This is a genomic window from Archangium gephyra, assembly GCF_042230915.1.
Taxonomy (GTDB): Bacteria; Myxococcota; Myxococcia; order Myxococcales; family Myxococcaceae; genus Archangium; species Archangium gephyra_B.
Genome location: NZ_CP102578.1, coordinates 4,576,633 through 4,595,217, shown reverse-complemented (window position 1 = coordinate 4,595,217; position 18,585 = coordinate 4,576,633). Strand labels below are relative to the sequence as shown.

Sequence of the window (18,585 nt, the reverse complement as noted above, 5' to 3'; positions counted from 1 at the left end):
CACCACAACGCTTTAACGACCCTTCTTCTTCACCACGACCTTCTTCCTGGCGGCCTCGGCCACGGTCGGCGGGACCGGCGCGGAGGCCGGCGGCCGAGGAGGCTCGGGGCGGGTGGGCTCGGCGGCCCTGGCGGCGGGCGGAGCAGGCGGCGCCGGACGGGCCGCTGCCGGAGCGGGCGGCGGTGCCGGACGGGCCGGCGGTGCGGCAGCCGGACGGGCCGGAGCAGCCGCGGCGGGCGCCGTGGGACGCGCACCGGGCAGCGCCGGACGGGCCGGAGCGGCACCCGGACGTACGGCGGGACGCACCGGGGTCCCCGTCGGCCGCGGCAGCGCCGAGCGATCCGACGGCATGCGGCCCGGCTCCACCTCGCCCATATCCACGCGGCCACGGAAGCTCGCACCATCCACGATGATGACGCGCGGGGCATGGATGTCGCCCACCATGCGGCCCTCGCGGGTGAGCTCCACGCTCTCGGTGGCGTTGATGTTGCCCACCACCACGCCGCTGACGATGGCGTTCTTCACCGCCACGTTCGCCTTCACCACGCCCGTGGGCTCCACGATGAGGGTGCGGCTCAGCGTGAGCTCGCCCTCCACGCGGCCGCGCACGGTCAGGTCCTCGTCACCCGTCAGCTTGCCGCTGATGAGGATGGACTGACCCACCACGGTGTTGTTGACGGCCCCTGGGCCCATTTCCTTCGCGGTGGCCAAGGATCAACGCTCCTTCGGGATGTCCATGTCGACGTTGCCCTTGAAGGAGGCGCCGTCGGCGATGAGGATGCGCGGGGCCTTGATGTCGCCCACCACGCGGCAATCCGTCTTGAGCTCCACCTTGTCCGAGGCGGCGATGTTGCCCGTGACCCGGCCAGCGATCTCCACGTTCTGCGTCTCGATGTCGGCCTCGACCACGCCGCTTCCCTCGACGAAGAGGCTCTCCTTCAAGGAGATCTTCCCCTTCACCGTGCCCTGGATGACCAGGTCCTCGTCGCCGGAGATCTCACCGTCGATGACAATGCTCGAACCAATGACCGTATTCGCCATGAGTGTTGTCCACCCCTCCCGAAGGGTGCTGCGGGCCCGGGGGCCCGTTTAGATGTCGTCCGGCAGCTTCACGTCCATCTCGATGGAGCCGTTGAACACGGCGCCATCCTCGATGACCACGCGCGGGGCCTTGATGTCCCCCGCGACCTTCGCCGAGGCGTTGATGGCCACCCGGCCCGAGGCGTCGATGTTGCCGCTCGCCTCGCCGTTGATGGTCAGCTCCTCCGCGCGAATGTCCGCCTGAACCTTGCCCGTGCCCTCGATGGTCAGGTGGTTCTTCAGGGCGATCTGCCCCTCCACCCGGCCTTCGATGATGAGGTCCCCACCACCCGTCAGGTTGCCGCGGATGATGATGCCCTTGCCGATGATGCCCGTCTGCTCGCCCTGTGCCATGCGGTGACCCTCGGAAGCGCCCTCGCGATAACGAAGTTTGCTCTGTAAGGAATTGGAACCTACGTCAGAGATGCGCGGAGATCCAGTTGGAGATATCGCCCTGGACCTCCTCCTTGCCGAGCTCGTTGAGCGGCTCGTGACGCATCCCCGGATACACCTTGTACACCTTGTCCTTCGAGCCCACGGCCTCGAAGAAGGCACGCCCAGTCTCCACGCTCGCCACGCCGTCGTCCGCTCCGCTGAGCAGGAAGAGCGGCACCTTCACCTCCGGGGCGAGCGTCATCACCCGGGCCTGGGCCTCGGTGGACTGGATGAACCAGCGCGGGGTCACGATGTGATTGTAGAGGGGGTCCTGACGTACCGCCTCCTGCACCGCCTCGTCCCGGCTGAGATCCTTGGGCGTGAGCTCGGTCTTGATCGGCATCCACGGGAGGACCCTGCCCACCGCCCGGGCGGCCACGAGCTTCAGCGCGGGCGGCGTGATGGCGAGCTTGAAATAAGGTGCTGAGAGCACCATGCCGCTCACGCCCTGCAGTCCGCCGCGCCCCAGCAGGTGCACCGCCATCAAGCCGCCATGGCTGTGCGCGAGCACGAACATCTTGCTCCCGCCCGCCGCGCTTCGCACCCGCTCCCAGAAAGCGGAGAGGTCGTCGAGGTAGTCCGGCCAGCTGGCGCAGAAGCCGCGACGACCGTCGGCGCGGCCATGGCCCCGGTAGTCGAAGCCATGCACGGCGAAGCCCTGGGCCGTGAGGGCGTCGAACGTGGTGCGGTAGCGGCCGATGTGATCGCCGTAACCGTGCACCACCGCCACATGCGCGCGGGGTTGCTCAGGCTGCTCGGACATCCAGTACAGCCGGAGCCCGTCCTTCCCAGTGAAGAAGCCCTCGTCGAAGCGCGCCATAGGATCTGGAGCGGACATTAGCGATCCGCGGCACCCGTGGATAGCAACTTCAGCTTCCGCTCGATGAGCATCCGCTGATCCGGCGGATCGGCGGCCTCGGGATTGAGGGCCAGCACCTCGAGCGCGCGCCGCCAGGCGTCCACGGCCTCCGCAGGCCGCGACACGCGCTGGTAGGCATCCCCCAGGTGCTCGAGGATGACGGGCTCCTCGGGCTCCAGCTCCACCGCCCGCTCCAGCGACTGCAACGCGCGCGGGTAGTCGCCGCGCTGGTAGTGGATCCACCCCAGCGAGTCGAGGAAGGAGCCGGTGTCCGGGCGCAACTGCAGCGCGCGCCGCACCAGGCGCTCCGCCTCCGTGAAGTCCCGGCCACGCTGGGCCAGCACGTAGCCGATGAAGTTCATGGCCGCGGCGTTCTCCGGGTCCACCTCGAGCACGCTGCGCATCCAGGTGATGGCCCCGCTCTCGTCCCCCTGCGCCAGCAGCACGTTGGCGAGCACGTAGCGCAGGGCCGATTCGCGAGGCTCCCGCGAGATGGCGTCCCGCAACAGGGTCACCGCCTCGCCGGAGCGCTTCTGGCGCTGCAGGGTGGAGGCGAGCGCCTCGTACAGGTCCGAGGACGGCTTGCGCGCGAGCGCCTCCTTCAGCGTGCTCACGGCACGATCGGGAGCACCCGCGCGCTCGTGGGCCCGGGCCTGATGCACCCACAGCTCCGCGTCGTCGGGACGATCGGCGAGGGCCTCGCGCAGCAGGGTGAGCGCGGCCGCATGCTGTCCCGCCTGGGAGAGGCAGACGGCGCGGCGGGCGCGCGCCTCGGGGAAGAGCTCGGAGGTGAGGGGCACCTCGGCGTAGGCGGTGGCGGCCGCGTCGAAGTGGCGCAGCCGCTCGTGCACCAGCCCCGCGTAGTAGGAGATGCGAGGCGACGCTCCCCTCCCCTTGCGCGCGGTGTCCAGCACCTCCACGGTGGAGGTGGTGTCGCGCGCGGACAGGAAGGCCAGCGCCACCCGCACGGTGAGCTCCGGGTCCGCGGAGATCGACAGCAGCCGGTCGAAGTACGCCCGCGCACGCACCGGCGAGCCGAGCCGCAGGGCGAGCCGGCCCGCGCTCATCAGCACCGACTGGTTGTCGGGATCCCGCTCCAGCGTCCGGGCCAGGGCCTCCTCGGCATCGGAGAGGTGCCCGGCCTTCTCATGGAGCTGCGCGAGCACGGTCAGCGACTCCACGTCACCGGGGTCTCGCTCGATGGCCCGCGCCAGCAGCTGCCCGGCCCGCGTGGAGTCGCCCCGCTCGGCCAGCGCCAGCCCCAGACGCCGGTAGCCGGAAGCCTCGCCGGGGAGCGCCGCCGCCAGTTCCTCCACCACCTTCACGGCCTGCTCGTTCGCACGGCCATCCAGGTGCAGCTGCGCGAGGACGAGGTAGGCCTCCGGCTCACGCGGCTTGAGCTGGATGGCGCGGCGCAGGTGCATCCGGGCGCGCGCGGGCTTGCCAGCCTCCATCAGCACGCGCCCGAGCATCAGCCGGCCGGCGTAGTGCGTGGGGTGGCTCTTCACCACGCGCCGCAGCTCGCGCTCGGCCTTCGTGAGATCGCCGAGGCGCGCGTACTCCTCGCCCAGCTGCGTGAGCAGGTGCGGGTTGTCCTCGTCGGTGGCCAGCGCCAGCCGGAGCGCGTCCACCGAGTCCCGGTGGTTGCCCTGGAGGCTCAGCAGCTTCGCCCGGAGGTAGTTCGCGTAGCTCGCGGGCGAGGCGATGCCGTCATCATTGGCCGCCGCGGAGATGGCCTCGCGCATGGCCTGCGTGTCCACCGGAGGCCGGCGCGAGGCGGGCGCCGCCACCGCGCCCAGCCCTTTGAAGGCCAGCACGAGGGCCAGCGCGAGGGCCAGGAGGTGCACGGCTCGGGTGAGGGTTCGGCTCGGGCGCACGCCCCGAGTCTAACGCGAGCCTAGAGCTTCGGCACGGGGGGCGGCGCACCCAACCGCTCCAGGATGCGCTCCACCGGCTCGCTGTCGTGGCTCACGTCCGCCACCGCCGAGCGGTACTCCATCCCTGTGTGCTTCTCGACATCCGGCAGCAGGCGGCCGATGACGTTGCGCCCCGCTTCAACATTGCACTCGGGCAGGACGACGGCGAGCGTGCCCTCGCCCATGTGGCCGAGGATGTCCTGGGTGCGCAGGCGCGCGCGCATCACGTCGGGAATCCCCCGCAGCGCCTCGTCGAGCACGGGGCGATCCGGGCGGAGCACCGCGAGGCTCACCGGCCGGCTGTAGCGCCGCCCGCGGCTCACCTCGTGATCCAACCGCAGCATGAGGCCGCGCCGGTCGTAGACGCCAGTGAGGGGATCGTTCCCGCTGCGGCGCATGAGCGAGGAGGTGCGCTCCAGCTCGCTCTCGGCCTTGCGCAGCTTGAGGGCGCGCTCGGTGCGGCCCAGCAGCTCCATGGCGTTGAAGGGCTTGCTCATGTAGTCCACCGCGCCGAGGTTGAGCGCGCGGACCTTGTCGGCCACGCCCTGGTGGGCGGACAGCAGGATGACGGGGATGCCAGCGGTGTCCGAGGAGGACTTGAGCGCCACCGCGGCGTCCAGGCCGTCCAGCTTGGGCAGGAAGACGTCCATCACCACCAGGTCCGGCTTGGACGAACGCGCCCGGGCCAGGCCCTCGGCGCCGTCGCGCGCCACGTCCACGCGGTAGCGCGAGCGCAGCACCTCCACCAGCACCGCGGCGATCTCCGGCTCGTCCTCCACCACCAGCACGCGCGGCTGCTCGGCCGTGTCCTTGGCCGGGAGGTTCTGCACGGCGCGGCTGACTTCCTGAGCCAGCGGCAGGGTGAAGATGAACGCGGCGCCCCCCTCGGCCGGGGCCTCGGCCCAGATCTCCCCGCCGTGCAGCTCCACGAACTCCTTGCAGATGGCGAGCCCCAGGCCCGTGCCACCCGAGCCCTTGGCCCCGCTGCGGTAGCGGTCGAAGACGAGCGGCAGCTCCTCGGGCGGAATGCCCTTGCCATCGTCCTGCACCACGATGCGCGCCACGTCACCGTCCGGCCGCGCCAGCCGCGAGGCCTTCACCACCACCTCGCCCGCGTCCTGCGCGTGGTGGATGGCGTTGGTGATGAGGTTCTGCAGCACCTCGTGCAGCTTCAGCTCATCACCGATGAGCATCATGATCTCGCTGGTCTCGGCCCGCAGGGCCACGCCCCGCTCGGCGGCGAGGATCTCCAGCTCGGTGACGCTCTCCTTGCAGAGCGTCGACATGTCCAGCACCCGCGGCTCGATGGACAGGCGCGCCACGTCGCCCTTGCCCCGCTCCAGCAGCGACTCCACCAGGCCGAGGATCTTCCGGCCCTGGCGGATCATCGCCTCGGCGGACTGCTTCTGCTGCGGATCCAACCCGCCCTCCAGCAGCAGCCGGCCGTGGCCCAGCAGCACCTGCAGCGGCGCGCGCAGGTCATGGCTGCACACGGCGATGATCTCGTCCTTGAGCCGGTTGAGATCCTTGAGGCGGCGGTTGGCCTCGGTCAGCTCGCGGTAGCGCTCCACGTAGGCCAGCTCGAGCTCGTCGCGCTTCCTCTTGAGCGCGGTGTGCAGGCGGGCGTTGCGGATGCAGTTGGCCAGCGCCGCCGCCACCGCCTGGGCGAACTCCTGCTCGTCCCGGCCGAAGCCCTCCGAGCCCCGGGAGATGCGCAGGAAGAGCGCTCCGAGCAGCTCGTCCTGGCACACCAGCGGCTGCACGAGGATGGAGCGCACGCCGAGCGAGGCCATGGTGGGGCGCACCTCGGCCATCAGCGGATCCCGCTGGGCCTCCTCCACCAACACCGCCTGGCGCGTCTCCAGCGCGCGGCGCAGCTCGGGGTAGCGCGCCAGGTCCACGTCCAGCGACAGGCCCGGATCCTCCAGCGTGGCCACCACACTGGCGGTGCGCGAGTTGACGTCCTCCACCAGCACCACCGAGCAACGGTCGGCGTTGATGACGGCGCCCACCTTCTCCACCGCGAGGCGGAGGATCTGCTCCAGCTCCAGCGAGCTGGTGGCGGCCTGGGTGATCTCCAGCAGCCGCTCCATGCGGTTGCGGGTGCGCTCCATCACCCGCCGCTCGCGCAGCGCCGACTCCAGCCGGGAGCTGAGCTCCTCGAGGCTGCGGACCCATTCGTCCACGGGCAGCTTGCGCAGCACCTCCGAGCGCGAGCGGGTGAGATCCGCCAGCACCCGGAGCTCGCGCAGCCGGGACTCCTGACGGACGGCGCTGAGCGCCTCGGTGGCCTTCTTGCCGGTGGCGGACATGAGCACGGCATCCGGCCGCAACTTCTCGGCCAGGCTCGCCAGCTCCTGCATGTCCTCGGTGATGGCCCACTCGTAGCCAGTGTCGGAGAGGTGCGCGAGCAACGCCTCGCTGCCCGCCTTCGCGCCGATCACCAGGACGCGGCCACGTGACCCCACGAGTTCAGCCCTCACGAGCGCCCTCGGCGTGCCTGATCCTGCGTAGCTGTGTGGAGAGACCGGAAAAATTTCAAGAAAGCGTCAACCTTCATGCGCGGGTCCGAATCATGCCGCTGAAGCTGCCCGGGGGCCAGCGTGTCGGACTCAGGGGCTCCCAGCAAGAATTGTGAGACGGGTACCCCCGCGTATACTCGGCCGCCGTGCGACTTCCGCGACTCCCGCTGTCCCCTTCCCCTCTGCGCTCCCTCCTGCTGACGGCCCTCCTCGGGGCTGGCGCGGCGCGGGCCCAGGGGTCCTCCGCGCCCCCTCCGCCCCCCTCCCAACCCCCGGCCGCCCCTCTCTCGGAGGCTCGAGCGGCCGCTCCCTCGTCCGCTCCGGGAGCAACCCAGATGGTTGGGTACTCAACACAGCCGGGAGCCGCCGTCACTCCGGGGGTGGATCAGACGTACGAGGCGCACAGCCCCTCCACACTGGGCAACCCGTGGATGGATGCGCGCAACCTGCGCCATGCCTCCACGTCCACGGGCGGCGTGGGCCTGCTGCGCCTGGGCGGAGCGGACCTCGGGCGCAAGGGCGTGCTGCGCTTCTCGGCCACCGGCGAGTTCTTCTCCACCCCGGACTTCCCCGTCCGGGGCGCGAACAACACCCGCACCGGCGGCACCTTCGCCGTCGGGTACGTGCCGCTCGACTTCCTCGACGTGTCGCTGGCCTACACGGCCTCGACGAATACCAACACGCGCTCCTCGCCCGCCCTCATCCAGGCGCTCGGGGACGTGACGCTGGGCGCGCGCGCCACGAAGCAGTGGCTCCCCGGACTCTGGGCGGGCACGGACGTGCGCGTGATGACCTTCTCCGGCGTGGGCAGCAACCAGGTCGCCTTCGGCTTCTCGCCCCGCGCGGTGGCCACCTTCGACGCGCGCGCACTCAGCCCGACGCTGCCGCTGCGCGTCCACGCCAACCTGGGCCTCCTCATGGACGGCACGGGCTCGCTGGTGGACGCCGATCGGCTCAACGCCTCCGAGGAATACGCGCTGGGCATCAACCGCTACTCCCGCCTCAGCGTGGGGCTCGGGCTGGAGGCGCCGCTGCCCGTCGTCACGCCCTTCGTCGAGTACGGACTGGCCTCGCCGCTCGGCGTGCCGGACGGACAGCTCGCCGCGCCGGATGGGAGCCTCGTGTCCGTGGCCAGCGTGGCGCCGCAGACGCTCGGCCTGGGTCTCAAGCTGACGGCGGTGCAGAACCTCACCTTCACCGCCGCGGCCGAGCTCGGCCTCACGCGCATGGTGGGCCGGGGCGTGCAGCCCGTGCCGCCCTTCAACCTGGTGCTCGGCGCCTCCTTCAACGTGGATCCGGCGCTGCAGGCCGGTGGGACGCGCATCGTGGAGCGCGTGGTGGTGCGCGAGCCGGTAGCGGTTCAGCAGACCCCCGCCGGGACCCAGACGCAGGTGGCCCCGACACAGGTGGCCCAGGCGGCGACGGCCCAGGTGTCCGGCGTGGTGGTGGACGCGAAGACGCGCCAGCCGCTGCCCGGCGTCCTCGTGGCCACGGTGGACTCGACGCTGCCGCCGGTGGCCTCGGATCCGCGCGATGGCCGCTTCCTCACCTACGCCCTGCCGAGCGGCCCGGTGAAGCTCTCCGTGCGCAAGGACGGCTACCTCCCGCTGGAGAAGGAGCTGGTGCTCGAGGCGGGCAAGACGGCCAGCGTGGAGCTGGAGCTCGTGGCCGAGGTGAAGCCGGCGACGCTGGCCCTCGCCGTCACCTCCAAGCGCAAGCCCGTGGCGGCCACGCTGGCCTTCCTGGGCGGCCCCGCCCCGCGGCAGGTGAAGTACTCCCAGGCCGACGCGGCGTCCCACCAGCTCCAGTTGCCGGCCGGCCTCTACGTGGTGGAGGTCACCGCCCCCGGCTTCCTGGCCCAGACGCGCGCCGTGCAGGTCGCCGATGGCGCCGCGCTGGACCTGACGTTCGACCTGGAGCCCGAGCCCAAGCAGTGGCAGGTGAAGCGGGAGAGCGACAAGCTGGAGCTGCTCCAGCAGGTGCGCTTCGCGGATGGCAAGGCCGTGCTGCTCCCGGACAGCTACCCGCTGCTCTCGCAGGTGATGGACCTGATGGTGCGCACCGGCATCCAGCGCATCCGCATCGAGGGGCACACCGACAACCAGGGGGACAAGACCGCCAACCTGAACCTGTCCAAGGAGCGGGCGCGCGCGGTGGCGGACTACCTCATCAAGGCGGGGTTGGATCCGGCTCGCATCGAGTCCGAGGGCTTCGGTGACAGCCGTCCCGTGGCGCCCAACATGACGCCCAGGGGCCGCGAGCTGAACCGGCGCGTGGACTTCGTCATCCTGGACCGCTGATGTCTGGGGGGTGGCGCCCGGGCTAGACTCGGCGCCACCATGACGACCCCCCCGTTCCGCCGGGCATTCATGCGCCCGGCCCTGCTGCTGCCGTTCCTCACGCTCGCCTGCAACAACCCCCCGCCGACCACCACGCCGGACCTCCCCCAGGTCAGCATCATCGTGGACGAGCCGAACTCCGTGGGGAAGAGCGTCAAGCTCTTCATCACCGCCTCCGGCTGCGACCAGGTGCAACGCCTGGAGCTGCTCGACAACAACGAGCTGCTCAAGCAGGTGACCTACGGGGCCTCGCCCACCCAGGTGGAGCTGGCGACGAGTGACCTCCGCTTCACGCGGGGAATCTCCGCGAACCTGTCCCTCACCGCGCGCGTCACCTGCGCCGATGGGCGCACCAACGTCTCCCAGGCACAGCCGGCCACGTTCTTCCCGGTGGACGAGGTGGTGGAACTGGCGCCGGTCAATGGCACTGCTCCCGTGGTGCCGGACTACTTCGTCATCGATGGCAGTGGTGCCAACGCGAGCTTCATCGGGTGCAGGAAGGAGGGCTCCCGCTCGTTCCTCTACAAGTTGATGAAGAGCGGCTCGACGAACCCGACGCCCATTGAGATGGACTTCCCCTGCGACGCGACCACGATCATCACCGACCGCAAGCCCGCGGGCACCGGCCACCGCTGGGTGTGGACGAAGGACCAGGGCGCCTTCGCCATCGACAAGGACTTCAAGGTCACCACCACGACGGTGCTCCCGGCGGTGAAGAACCTCGCCGTGGCCCCCAACGGTGACGCCTTCGTCTACAACGTCGCGCGTCTCGAGCGTTTCTCCCCCACGGGAGCGAGCAAATGGAACCTGGAGATAGCGGATCCCGAGACCAACACCATCAGCCTGATCCTCGCCGATCCCTTTGTCCGGCCCGATGGAAAGGTCGTGATTCCGCTCTACGATGACAGGCTCGAGACCCACCTCTATGTGGGAATCGTGAACGCCGACGGAACAGGGTTCGTGAGGTACGAGATCGACAGGTTCCCCCTCGAGCAGTACCCGCCAGTGGCGTTCGACCCCACCGGGACGGTGGTGTACGTGGCCACCCAGGGACCGACCTCGGCGAACGTCCGGGCCTGCACCATTGGCTCGACGAAGCTGTGCGTGGCCTCGGGCAGCCGGCTGTGGATCAGCGAGCCGCTGCCGGGGTACATGGCAGCGCTGGTGCCGTACAACAACGGCACGCGCCTGGCGGCCATCGGCTCGAACCGCTTCTGGTTCCTGGAGGCCCGGGACGGCCAGAGTAACGAGGGGCAGGCCGTGAACAAGGACCAGTTGCCGCTCACCCCGAACGGGGCGCTGGTGGCGCGCTTCGCGCAGCAGGGCCCGGGCAGCGCCTTCTACATGTTCACCAGTGCGGCCGGGACGACCGAGAAGCCCTATCCCTACCCGGTGGAGATCGTCGCCACGGACGCGGCCGAGAAGGGCGAGCTGTTCCGCTACCAGGTGCCGGGCGGCAGCCTCTACGGAGCGGTGGATGACTCGGAGGCGCTCTGGCTGCGCGTGGGCACCAAGCTGGTGAAGCCGTTCGCGCCGGAGCAGTACCGGGCGATGCGCTGAGCGGCACGGAAGACCCTGCCCCCGTCCTCACATGGAGAGGGCGGGGGTTGCCGTCACGGTTTGTCCGCGACGAGCAGTGCCTCGACGTTGCCGGCGGGGCCGGGCACGGTCGAGTCCATCACTCCGCGCACCGTCATCCCCTGCTCCCGGACAAAGGCAGACACCGAGTCGATGGCCTCCTGGCGCGCGACGGCGTCCTTCACCACGCCGCCCTTCCCCACCTTGTCGGGCCCCACCTCGAACTGGGGCTTCACCAGCGCCACCAGCAGGCCCTTCGGCTTCAGGAACGGCAGCACCGCCGGCAACACCTGCGTCAGCGAGATGAAGCTCACGTCGATGACCACCACGTCCACCGGCTCGGGCAGGTCCTCGGCCGTGAGGTAGCGGGCGTTGACGCGCTCGCGCGAGCGCACGCGCGGATCCGTCCGCAGCTTCTCGTGCAGCTGCCCGTAGCCCACGTCGATGGCGTGCACGTGCGTGACGCCCTCCTGCAACAGGCAGTCGGTGAAGCCACCTGTGCTGGCTCCGATGTCCGCGGCCACCTTGCCCCGCACGTCCAGGCCGAAGCGCTCCAGGGCCGCCTTCAGCTTCAGCCCACCCCGGGACACGTAGGGCAGCACCTCGCCCTTGAGGCGCAGCTCCGCCTCCACGGGCACCAGCGCGCCGGGCTTGTCCACCCGCTGATCCGCCACCACCACCTGCCCGGCCAGAATGAGCGCCTGGGCCTTGGTCCGCGACTCGGCCAGCCCCCGCTCCACCACCAGCACGTCCAGGCGCTCCTTGCGCGGCTTCACGGCGCACCTCCCTCGGCGAGCAGGGCCAGGGCGGCGCGACGCAGCCCCGCGGTATCCAGGCCCAGCTCGGCCCGCTGCACGCGCGCGTCCCCGTGCGGCACGAAGGTGTCCGGCATGCCCAGCAGCTTCACCCGGGCACTCACGCCCCTCGCGGCGAGCAACTCCAGCACCGCGCTGCCCAGCCCTCCGTGCGTCGTCCCCTCCTCCACCACCACCACGCGCCCGCACGCGGCGGCCTCCAGCACCGCCGCCTCGTCCAGCGGAGTCACGAAGCGCGCATCCAACACGCTCCAGCCCGCCTCCGGGGCAGCGGCCTCCAGCGCGGATACGCCCAGCGGCCCGAGCGTGATGAAGGCCACCCGCGCCTGTGCCGCCCGCTTCAACCACCGCGCCCCGCTCACCGGACCCGCGCCCGGGTGCAGCTCCGCAGGCAGCGTCGGCAGGGTTCCCCGAGGGAAACGCAGGAGCGAAGGACCAGGCAGCGCCATCCCGGTGGCGAGCATCGCCGTCACGTCCTCGCCCGTCACCGGAGCCATCAGCGTGAGCCCGGGAATGGGCCGCAGCGAGGCCACGTCATAGGTGCCCTGGTGCGTGGCGCCATCCGCGCCCACCAGTCCGGCCCGGTCCACGGCGAACACCACGGGCAGGCCCGGCAGGCACACGTCGTGGATGATCTGGTCGTACGCGCGCTGCAGGAAGGTCGAGTAGATGGCGCACACGGGCCGCAGCCCGGTGACGGCGAGCCCCGCGCAGAAGGTGACGGCGTGCTGCTCGGCGATGCCCACGTCGAAGACGCGCTCGGGGTAGCGCTGCTTGAGGCCCACCAGCGCCGAGCCCTCCAGCATGGCCGGCGTCACCGCCACCACGCGCGAGTCCCGCGCCATCAGCTCCTCCAGCGCGAAGGCGAAGGCCTCGCTGAAGGTGCGCTGGCCGCCGCGCGAGCGCACCAGCTTCCCATCCCGCCACTCGTACGGCCCCATGGCGTGGCCACGCGTCTGCGTGTCCGCCTCAGCCGGCGGAAAGCCCCGGCCCTTCTGCGTCATCGCGTGCACCACCACCGGGCGCGTGGAGGCTCGGGCCTCGCGCAGCGCCCGCGTGAGCGCCCCGAGGTCATGCCCGTCCACCGGGCCCAGGTAGGTGAAGCCCAGCCCCTCGAAGAAGGCGCGGGCTTCGTGCGTGCGCAGCAACGCGGGAATCGCTCCCACGTTGGCGGAGATGGACATCTGGTTGTCGTTGAGCACCACCACCAGCGGCAGGTGCGTGCCCCCGGTGTTGTTGAGGCCCTCGAACGTCAGCCCGCCGGTGAGCGCCCCGTCCCCCACCACCGCCACCACGTGCCCGGGCTGGCCCCGCAGCTTCTTGCCCTCGAGCATGCCCAGCGCCGCGGAGACGGCGGTGCTCGCGTGGCCCGCGGCCAGCGCGTCGTGGTGGCTCTCGCGAGGGTCCAGGAAGGGGGCGACGCCGCCGGCCTGGCGCAGGGTGCCCATGCGCTCGCGGCGGCCCGTCAGCAGCTTGTGCGCGTAGGCCTGGTGCCCCACGTCGAAGACGAGCGCGTCCTGGGGCGAGTGGAAGACGCGGTGCAGGGAGACGATCAACTCCACCGCGCCGAGCGAGGCGCCCAGGTGGCCTCCCACGCGGCCACACAGGGAGATGATGTCCTCGCGCAGCTCCTCGCACAGGCGAGGCAGCTCGGACTCGGGGAGCGCGCGGACATCCCCGGGAGATTGGATTCGCGGCAGGAGCCGCTCCATCACGAGCGTCGCTCCACCGAGTAGCGCGCGAGCGCCGCCAGCGGGCCATCGTGCGGCTCCAGCGTCTTCACGGCGTCGATGGCCTCGGCCACCTTGCGCGCCGCGAGCTGCTTGGACTCCTCCAGTCCCAGCACCGCCGGGAAGGTGAAGCGTCCGGCGGCGGCGTCCGCGCCCACCGGCTTGCCCATGGAGGACGCATCCCCCGTGACGTCCAGCACGTCGTCGGCGATCTGGAAGGCCAGCCCCACCGAGTCCCCGTAGATGTCCGCGCGATTGAGCGCGTCCGCATCCCCGCCGGCGGAGAGCACGCCCATGCGGCACGCGGCGCGGATGAGGGCGCCCGTCTTCAGGCGGTGCATCCGCGTGAGGTAGTCGATGTGGGCCGGACGGTCCTCGGCGATGTCCAGCACCTGGCCGCCCACCATGCCCGCCGAGCCCGAGCCCATGGCCAGCTCGCGGCACAGCACGCCGCGCACCGGCTCGGGGCCGCCCGCCACCAGCGCGAAGGCGTCCGTGAGCAGCGAGTCACCGGCCAGGATGGCCATGGCCTCGCCGTACACCTTGTGGTTGGTGGGCCGCCCGCGCCGCATGTCGTCGTTGTCCATGGACGGCAGATCGTCGTGCACCAGCGAATAGGTGTGGATGAACTCGAGCGCGCACGCACAGTCCTCCACCATGCGCGGCACGTTGCTCTGCTTGAGCACCGCCTCCGCGAAGGCCAGGCACAGCACCGGCCGCAGGCGCTTGCCGCCGGCCAGCAGCGAGTAGCGCATGGACTCCAGCAGCCGCGGCGGCACGTGCACGCCCATCTCGTCCGAGCGCGAGCGCAGCAGGTTCTCCACCCGCTCCACCTGGGTCTGCAGGTACGAATCCAGATCGAAAGACGACATGTCAGGGCACCTCGGAAGCGGGCGGAGGGATGAGCTCACGCAACCGCTGGATGAGCGCGTTGAGATCCAGGGGCTTGACGAAATAGTCCGCGGCGCCGGCCTCCCGCCCGCGCCGCCGATCCTCCGGCTCCCCGCGCCCGCTGATGAAGATGACGGGGATGTCCCGGAACTGCTCGTTCTTCTTCACCGCCTTGCACAGCTCGAAGCCGTCGATCCAGGACATGTTCACGTCCATGAGGATGATGTCCGGCCGCTTGAGCTGCAGGGAGGAGATCAGCCGCAGCCCATTGGCCGCGGCGTTGACCTCGAAGCCCTCCGACTCCAGGGCGAACGAGAGCAACTCCCGCGTATCGCGGTCGTCGTCGACAATGGTGACCTTGGGCTTGGGCATGGGCGGTACGGATAGCTCTACAGCCGTGGGCCTAGAACGGCACGTCATCCTCGGGAGGCGGCGCCGACCTGGCTGCCCCCGAGGTGCCCCGCGACGGGGCCGGTGCAGGAGTCGAGGGCATGGCCGGGGGCTTCACGCCCGCCTGCAGGGGGACCACCGCGTCCCGCCCGTCCTCGTTCAACAGCTCTTCAATCCGCTTCTCCGCCGCGTTGAGCAGCTGCTCGCCCCGGCGCACCAGCTTGATGCCGTCCTCGAAGGACTTGAGCGACTCCTCCAGCGTCAGGGTGCCGCCCTCCAGCCGCGCCACCACGTCCTCGAGCCGCTGCACCACGTCCCCGTACTGCTCGGGGACCTCCTCCGCCGCCTTGCCCTTGCTGTCCTTCGCCACTTCCGGTCCACCTCGACGAGAAAAGAGCCGCGGACTCTAGAGGAGGCGCCCGCCCGGGTGCCAGGGGGACCTTCGCCCGGACGTCAGCAATCCACCGGACCCTTCACCGAGGTGACCGTGGCTTCAATCTCCTCGCACCCCTGGAGTGTCTTCGCCCCATTGCTGGCGAACTTGATGCCCAGCACCTCGCCGGGCTGAACGTCCGAGATGGAACGCACCACCCCCCCGTCCCGCTTGCGGAAGGCCACCGCGTAGCCGCGGGACATGACCTTCAGCGGGCTCATGGCATCCAGCCGTCCTTCTAGCCGCTGGAAGTGCCGCTGTGCCGACGCCAGGGTGTCTTTCTCCAGGGCGACCATCTGGGCCTTCCGCTCGGCCAACCGGGCCCGCAGCTCCGCCACCCGGGCCAGGGGGGAGTTGCGCTCCAGCTCCAGCCGGGCCCGGGCCGCGCCCGCCCGCCGTGCCGCCACGTCCGCCCGCACCGCGTCCTTCAACCGCGCCGACAGCTGCACCAGCCGCGCCCGCTGCTCGGCGAGCCGGGCCTGGGGACGCTGACGCTGCAGGTGCTCGCTGTGCGCCCGGAGCTCCTCGCGCCGATCGCGCAGCACCTGGCGCAGCACCCGCGTCATCGCGTCCTCGGCGTCCGACAGCCTCAGCCGCTCCGTGGACAGCCGCCGCCGCGGATCCACCACCCGCCCGCGCAGGGCGCCCATCCGCTCGCGCAGCTCCAGCACCCGGCGCTCGGCCGCCTTGCGCAGCCTCAACGACTGCGTGGCCAGCGAGTACTCCAGGTCCTGCAGCACCGGGGCGAGCCGCTCGGCCGCCGCGCTGGGCGTGGGCGCGCGCCAGTCCGCCACGAAGTCGGAGATGGAGAAATCAATCTCATGGCCGATGGCGGACACCACCGGCACCGGCGAGGCGAAGATGGCGCGCGCCACCCGCTCCTCGTTGAACGTCCAGAGGTCCTCCTTCGAGCCGCCGCCGCGCGTGACCACGATGACGTCCACGTCCGTGCGGGACAGGCGCTCGATGCCGCGGGCCACCTCCTCGGCGGAGCCCTCGCCCTGCACGCGTGCGTCGCACAGCAGCACGGACAGGCGTGGGTTGCGCGAGTGCAGCACGCGCAGGAAGTCCTGCAGCGCCGCGCCGGTGCGGCTCGTCACCACGCCGATGCGCCGGGGCAGGAAGGGCAGCGGGCGGGGCGGGCGGATGCGGTTGTCGCCGATGAGGCCCTCGGCCGCGAGCCGCGCCTTGAGCTGCTCGAAGGCGAGCGCCAGCGCGCCCTCCCCTTCCGGCTCCAGCTTCTGGGCGATGAGGCTGTAGCGGCCGGCGGGCGCATACACGTCCACGCTGCCCTCGGCCACCACGGCCAGCCCGTCGCGCAGGGCGAAGCGCAGCCGCGCCGCCTGCGAGGCCCACATCTTCACCTCGAGCGAGGCCTCGGCGTCCTTGAGCGAGAAGTACAGGTGGCCGCGGGCGTTGGGGCCCCGGAAGCCGGACACCTCGCCGCGCACCAGCACGCGCGGGAAGCGCGACTCGATCGTCAGCTTGAGCTGCTGGGTGAGCTCACCCACGGTGAGCACCGTGCGCGCCGGGGGCGTCCGCGAGGGCGCTCCGGGCAGGGACGGCAGCGCCGCGGACACGTCCCCCAGCTCCGAGGGAAGCGGAGGCGTGGGGGGCGGAGGGGGTGGCTCGGGGGGCGGCTTCGGGGCCGCCACCACCGGGCGCTTGGGGGCCACGCCGAGCGAGCCGCCGAAGAGATCCCTCTGTCCGTCGGTGGCGTCCGGCGGAGTCTCTCCAGTGCCTCGCCGTTTCTTGTTCACTTGAGCTTCTCGACCCAGGTCTTGGCCTTCTGGTGCGTCTCGTCGTCCGAGGGGGTCATGGCCATGACCTCGCGGAACTTGGGCACGGCGTCCTCGGGATTGCTGTCCTTGAGGGAGTAGGCGAACAGGTAGAGATCCTTCGCCTTCTGGCGCAGCTCGTCGACGATGTTCTTGGCACCGGTATGGCCGGGGTCGGCCTGGAGGGCGCGCTGGGCATTGTCCATGGCGCGGCCGTACTGGCCGGAGGCCTTCGCGGCCGAGGCGGTCTTGAAGAAGATGTTGGCCGCGCGCGTGCCCGCGTTGCGCGACAGCTTGCTGCCCTGGCCCTTGGTGATCTTCTTGTCCAGGTCCAACAGGCGCGCCAGGCCCTTGGCGTCCAGGTCCTCCAGCTTCTTGTAGAGGTTGCCGAAGTCCGCCATCTGCGCCATCAGCGTCTTGCACTGCGAGTTCTTGCTGGCGCAGGCATTGGCCATGGCCACGGCGCCGTTGAGATCGCCGTCGCGGAAGCGATCCACGGCCTGGTCCCAGGGCTTGGGCGCCTCCTTGACCGTGGGAGGCGGAGGAGGCGCGTCGCGGATGGCGATGGCGCGTGCCGCCTGCTCGTTGATGACCTTGGCGTCGCGGTGCTCCGGATCGGCCGCGAGCACGTCGTCGGTGATGGCCTTGGCCTGATCCAGCTGCTTCTGCTCCAGCAGGGCCAGCGCGTCACGCACGCGCTTGTCCGCCTTGTCCTTCAGGCTCGTGCGCAGCTGGCGCACCTTCTCGAAGAGCTGGGTGTCCTTGCCCACCTTGGCCAGCGAGGCCGCCGCTCCGCCGAGCTGATCCTTGTTCAGCGCCGCCTCGGCCGCGTCGAGCGCCTCCTGGTTGGGGATCTCCTTCTCCACGCGCGCCAGGTAGTCCGGCAGCTGCACGTAGCCGGGCTCCACCTCCTGGAGCTCGAGCAGCCGCGCCTTGGCATCCGCCCACTTGCCGTCGCGGATGAGGTTCTTGGCCTCCTGGAAGAGCGCGTCGATCTCCTCGCGCCGCTGCTGGGCGAGCTGCGCCTTGCGGGCCTCGACCTCGGCGTTGCGCTGCTGCTGGACCTTCATGACGGCCAGCACACCCACCAGCATCACGAAGACGGCCGCGGTGAGGATGAGCAGGCGCTTCTTGCGCTGCTGCGCCGCCGGATCCGCGGGCGTCACCGCCGCACGGCCACGGGTGCTGCGCACGCGGGTGTCGGGCCGGGGCGGCGGACGGCGCGGAGCAGCGGCGAGCGCCCCACCCTCCTCCTCCCCACCCGCGGCGGCCGGAGCGGCGGCCGGAGCGGCGGAGCGGGTGCTGGAGCGGCCCGGCCGCGGCGGAGGCGCCGACGGCATGGGCATCATCATCGTGGCGTTGGAGGAATCGTTGAACGTCAGCTCCGTGTCGCCGAGCGTGAGGGTGTCGCTGTGGGACAGCGGCATCTCGGTGGTGAGGGGCTCCCCGTTGAGGAGGGTGCCGTTGCCGGAGCCCAGGTCGCTCACCTCCCAGCCGCCGCCCACGCGGCGGATGAGCACGTGCTTGCGGGACACCGAGGTGTCCGGGATGCAGATGGGGTTGTCGTTGGCGCGGCCGATGACGTACTCGCCCTCCTCCAGCGCGAACTCGCTACCGGCAGCCGGGCCGGCCGAGCACACCAGCTTCGTGCCCATCACCGGCACCGCGGGCGCGGGACGGGTGACAGGGGCCGCACCCGTGGCGGTCCTGCGCACCGAGGGGCGCTGGCTGGTGGAGCCACCCGAGGCAGAGCCGCCCGAGGGGGTGTCCGTCGTGGGACGACGGCGTGCGGGAGGAGAACCGTTCGACATGGGAAGTC

15 protein-coding genes are annotated in these 18,585 nt (G+C 71.0%); 2 read left to right on the top strand and 13 right to left on the bottom strand.

The window, feature by feature from the left end:
* Positions 1–12 precede the first annotated feature (12 nt).
* The 6 genes from NR798_RS18465 to NR798_RS18440 all read right to left on the bottom strand — a co-directional run bounded on the left by NR798_RS18465 (position 13) and on the right by NR798_RS18440 (position 6,758).
* Complete coding sequence (locus NR798_RS18465) at positions 13–711, bottom strand: polymer-forming cytoskeletal protein (RefSeq protein ID WP_375772795.1); 699 nt, start codon at positions 709–711, stop codon at positions 13–15.
* Positions 712–714: 3 nt separating this feature from the next.
* Positions 715–1,041, bottom strand: coding sequence for a polymer-forming cytoskeletal protein (locus tag NR798_RS18460; protein WP_043389034.1), 327 nt, complete (start codon positions 1,039–1,041; stop codon positions 715–717).
* Between the two features lie 48 nt (positions 1,042–1,089).
* Positions 1,090–1,434 (bottom strand): bactofilin BacN, encoded by a 345-nt coding sequence (gene bacN / locus NR798_RS18455; protein ID WP_043389032.1) that lies wholly within the window; start codon positions 1,432–1,434, stop codon positions 1,090–1,092.
* A gap of 64 nt (positions 1,435–1,498) precedes the next feature.
* Positions 1,499–2,335 carry an alpha/beta hydrolase gene (locus NR798_RS18450; RefSeq protein WP_375772794.1) on the bottom strand — a complete coding sequence of 279 codons (837 nt, stop codon included), beginning with the start codon at positions 2,333–2,335 and terminating at the stop codon, positions 1,499–1,501.
* Between the two features lie 17 nt (positions 2,336–2,352).
* On the bottom strand, positions 2,353–4,251 hold the full coding sequence (locus NR798_RS18445; RefSeq protein ID WP_375772793.1) for a tetratricopeptide repeat protein: 1,899 nt from the start codon (positions 4,249–4,251) through the stop codon (positions 2,353–2,355).
* Between the two features lie 20 nt (positions 4,252–4,271).
* The gene (locus NR798_RS18440) at positions 4,272–6,758 is read right to left on the bottom strand and encodes an ATP-binding protein (protein WP_375772792.1); all 2,487 of its coding nucleotides are present in this window, start codon (positions 6,756–6,758) and stop codon (positions 4,272–4,274) included.
* A 389-nt stretch (positions 6,759–7,147) separates the two neighbouring features.
* On the opposite strand from NR798_RS18440, the gene NR798_RS18435 reads away from it, so the two are divergent.
* Both NR798_RS18435 and NR798_RS18430 read left to right on the top strand, forming a co-directional pair.
* Positions 7,148–9,112, top strand: coding sequence for an OmpA family protein (locus tag NR798_RS18435; RefSeq protein WP_375772791.1), 1,965 nt, complete (start codon positions 7,148–7,150; stop codon positions 9,110–9,112).
* Positions 9,113–9,151: 39 nt separating this feature from the next.
* Entirely contained in the window at positions 9,152–10,711 is a 1,560-nt protein-coding gene (locus NR798_RS18430) for a hypothetical protein (RefSeq protein WP_375772790.1), read from the top strand.
* Positions 10,712–10,764: 53 nt separating this feature from the next.
* Here NR798_RS18430 and NR798_RS18425 read toward each other — a convergent pair whose 3' ends face one another.
* The 7 genes from NR798_RS18425 to NR798_RS18395 all read right to left on the bottom strand — a co-directional run bounded on the left by NR798_RS18425 (position 10,765) and on the right by NR798_RS18395 (position 18,577).
* Positions 10,765–11,505 (bottom strand): TlyA family RNA methyltransferase, encoded by a 741-nt coding sequence (locus NR798_RS18425; RefSeq protein WP_375772789.1) that lies wholly within the window; start codon positions 11,503–11,505, stop codon positions 10,765–10,767.
* The gene (locus NR798_RS18420; RefSeq protein ID WP_375773789.1) at positions 11,502–13,256 is read right to left on the bottom strand and encodes a 1-deoxy-D-xylulose-5-phosphate synthase; all 1,755 of its coding nucleotides are present in this window, start codon (positions 13,254–13,256) and stop codon (positions 11,502–11,504) included. Before NR798_RS18420 ends, NR798_RS18425 begins: the two co-directional genes overlap by 4 nt.
* Complete coding sequence (locus tag NR798_RS18415) at positions 13,256–14,146, bottom strand: polyprenyl synthetase family protein (protein ID WP_375772788.1); 891 nt, start codon at positions 14,144–14,146, stop codon at positions 13,256–13,258. Before NR798_RS18415 ends, NR798_RS18420 begins: the two co-directional genes overlap by 1 nt.
* A gap of 1 nt (position 14,147) precedes the next feature.
* Positions 14,148–14,537: a PleD family two-component system response regulator gene (locus NR798_RS18410; RefSeq protein WP_375772787.1), complete on the bottom strand. Its 390-nt coding sequence runs from the start codon at positions 14,535–14,537 to the stop codon at positions 14,148–14,150.
* A 31-nt stretch (positions 14,538–14,568) separates the two neighbouring features.
* Complete coding sequence (gene xseB, locus NR798_RS18405; protein WP_375772786.1) at positions 14,569–14,925, bottom strand: exodeoxyribonuclease VII small subunit; 357 nt, start codon at positions 14,923–14,925, stop codon at positions 14,569–14,571.
* An 83-nt stretch (positions 14,926–15,008) separates the two neighbouring features.
* Positions 15,009–16,748 carry an exodeoxyribonuclease VII large subunit gene (xseA, locus tag NR798_RS18400; RefSeq protein WP_375772785.1) on the bottom strand — a complete coding sequence of 580 codons (1,740 nt, stop codon included), beginning with the start codon at positions 16,746–16,748 and terminating at the stop codon, positions 15,009–15,011.
* Positions 16,745–18,577 carry an FHA domain-containing protein gene (locus tag NR798_RS18395; RefSeq protein ID WP_375772784.1) on the bottom strand — a complete coding sequence of 611 codons (1,833 nt, stop codon included), beginning with the start codon at positions 18,575–18,577 and terminating at the stop codon, positions 16,745–16,747. Before NR798_RS18395 ends, xseA begins: the two co-directional genes overlap by 4 nt.
* Positions 18,578–18,585: the final 8 nt, after the last annotated feature.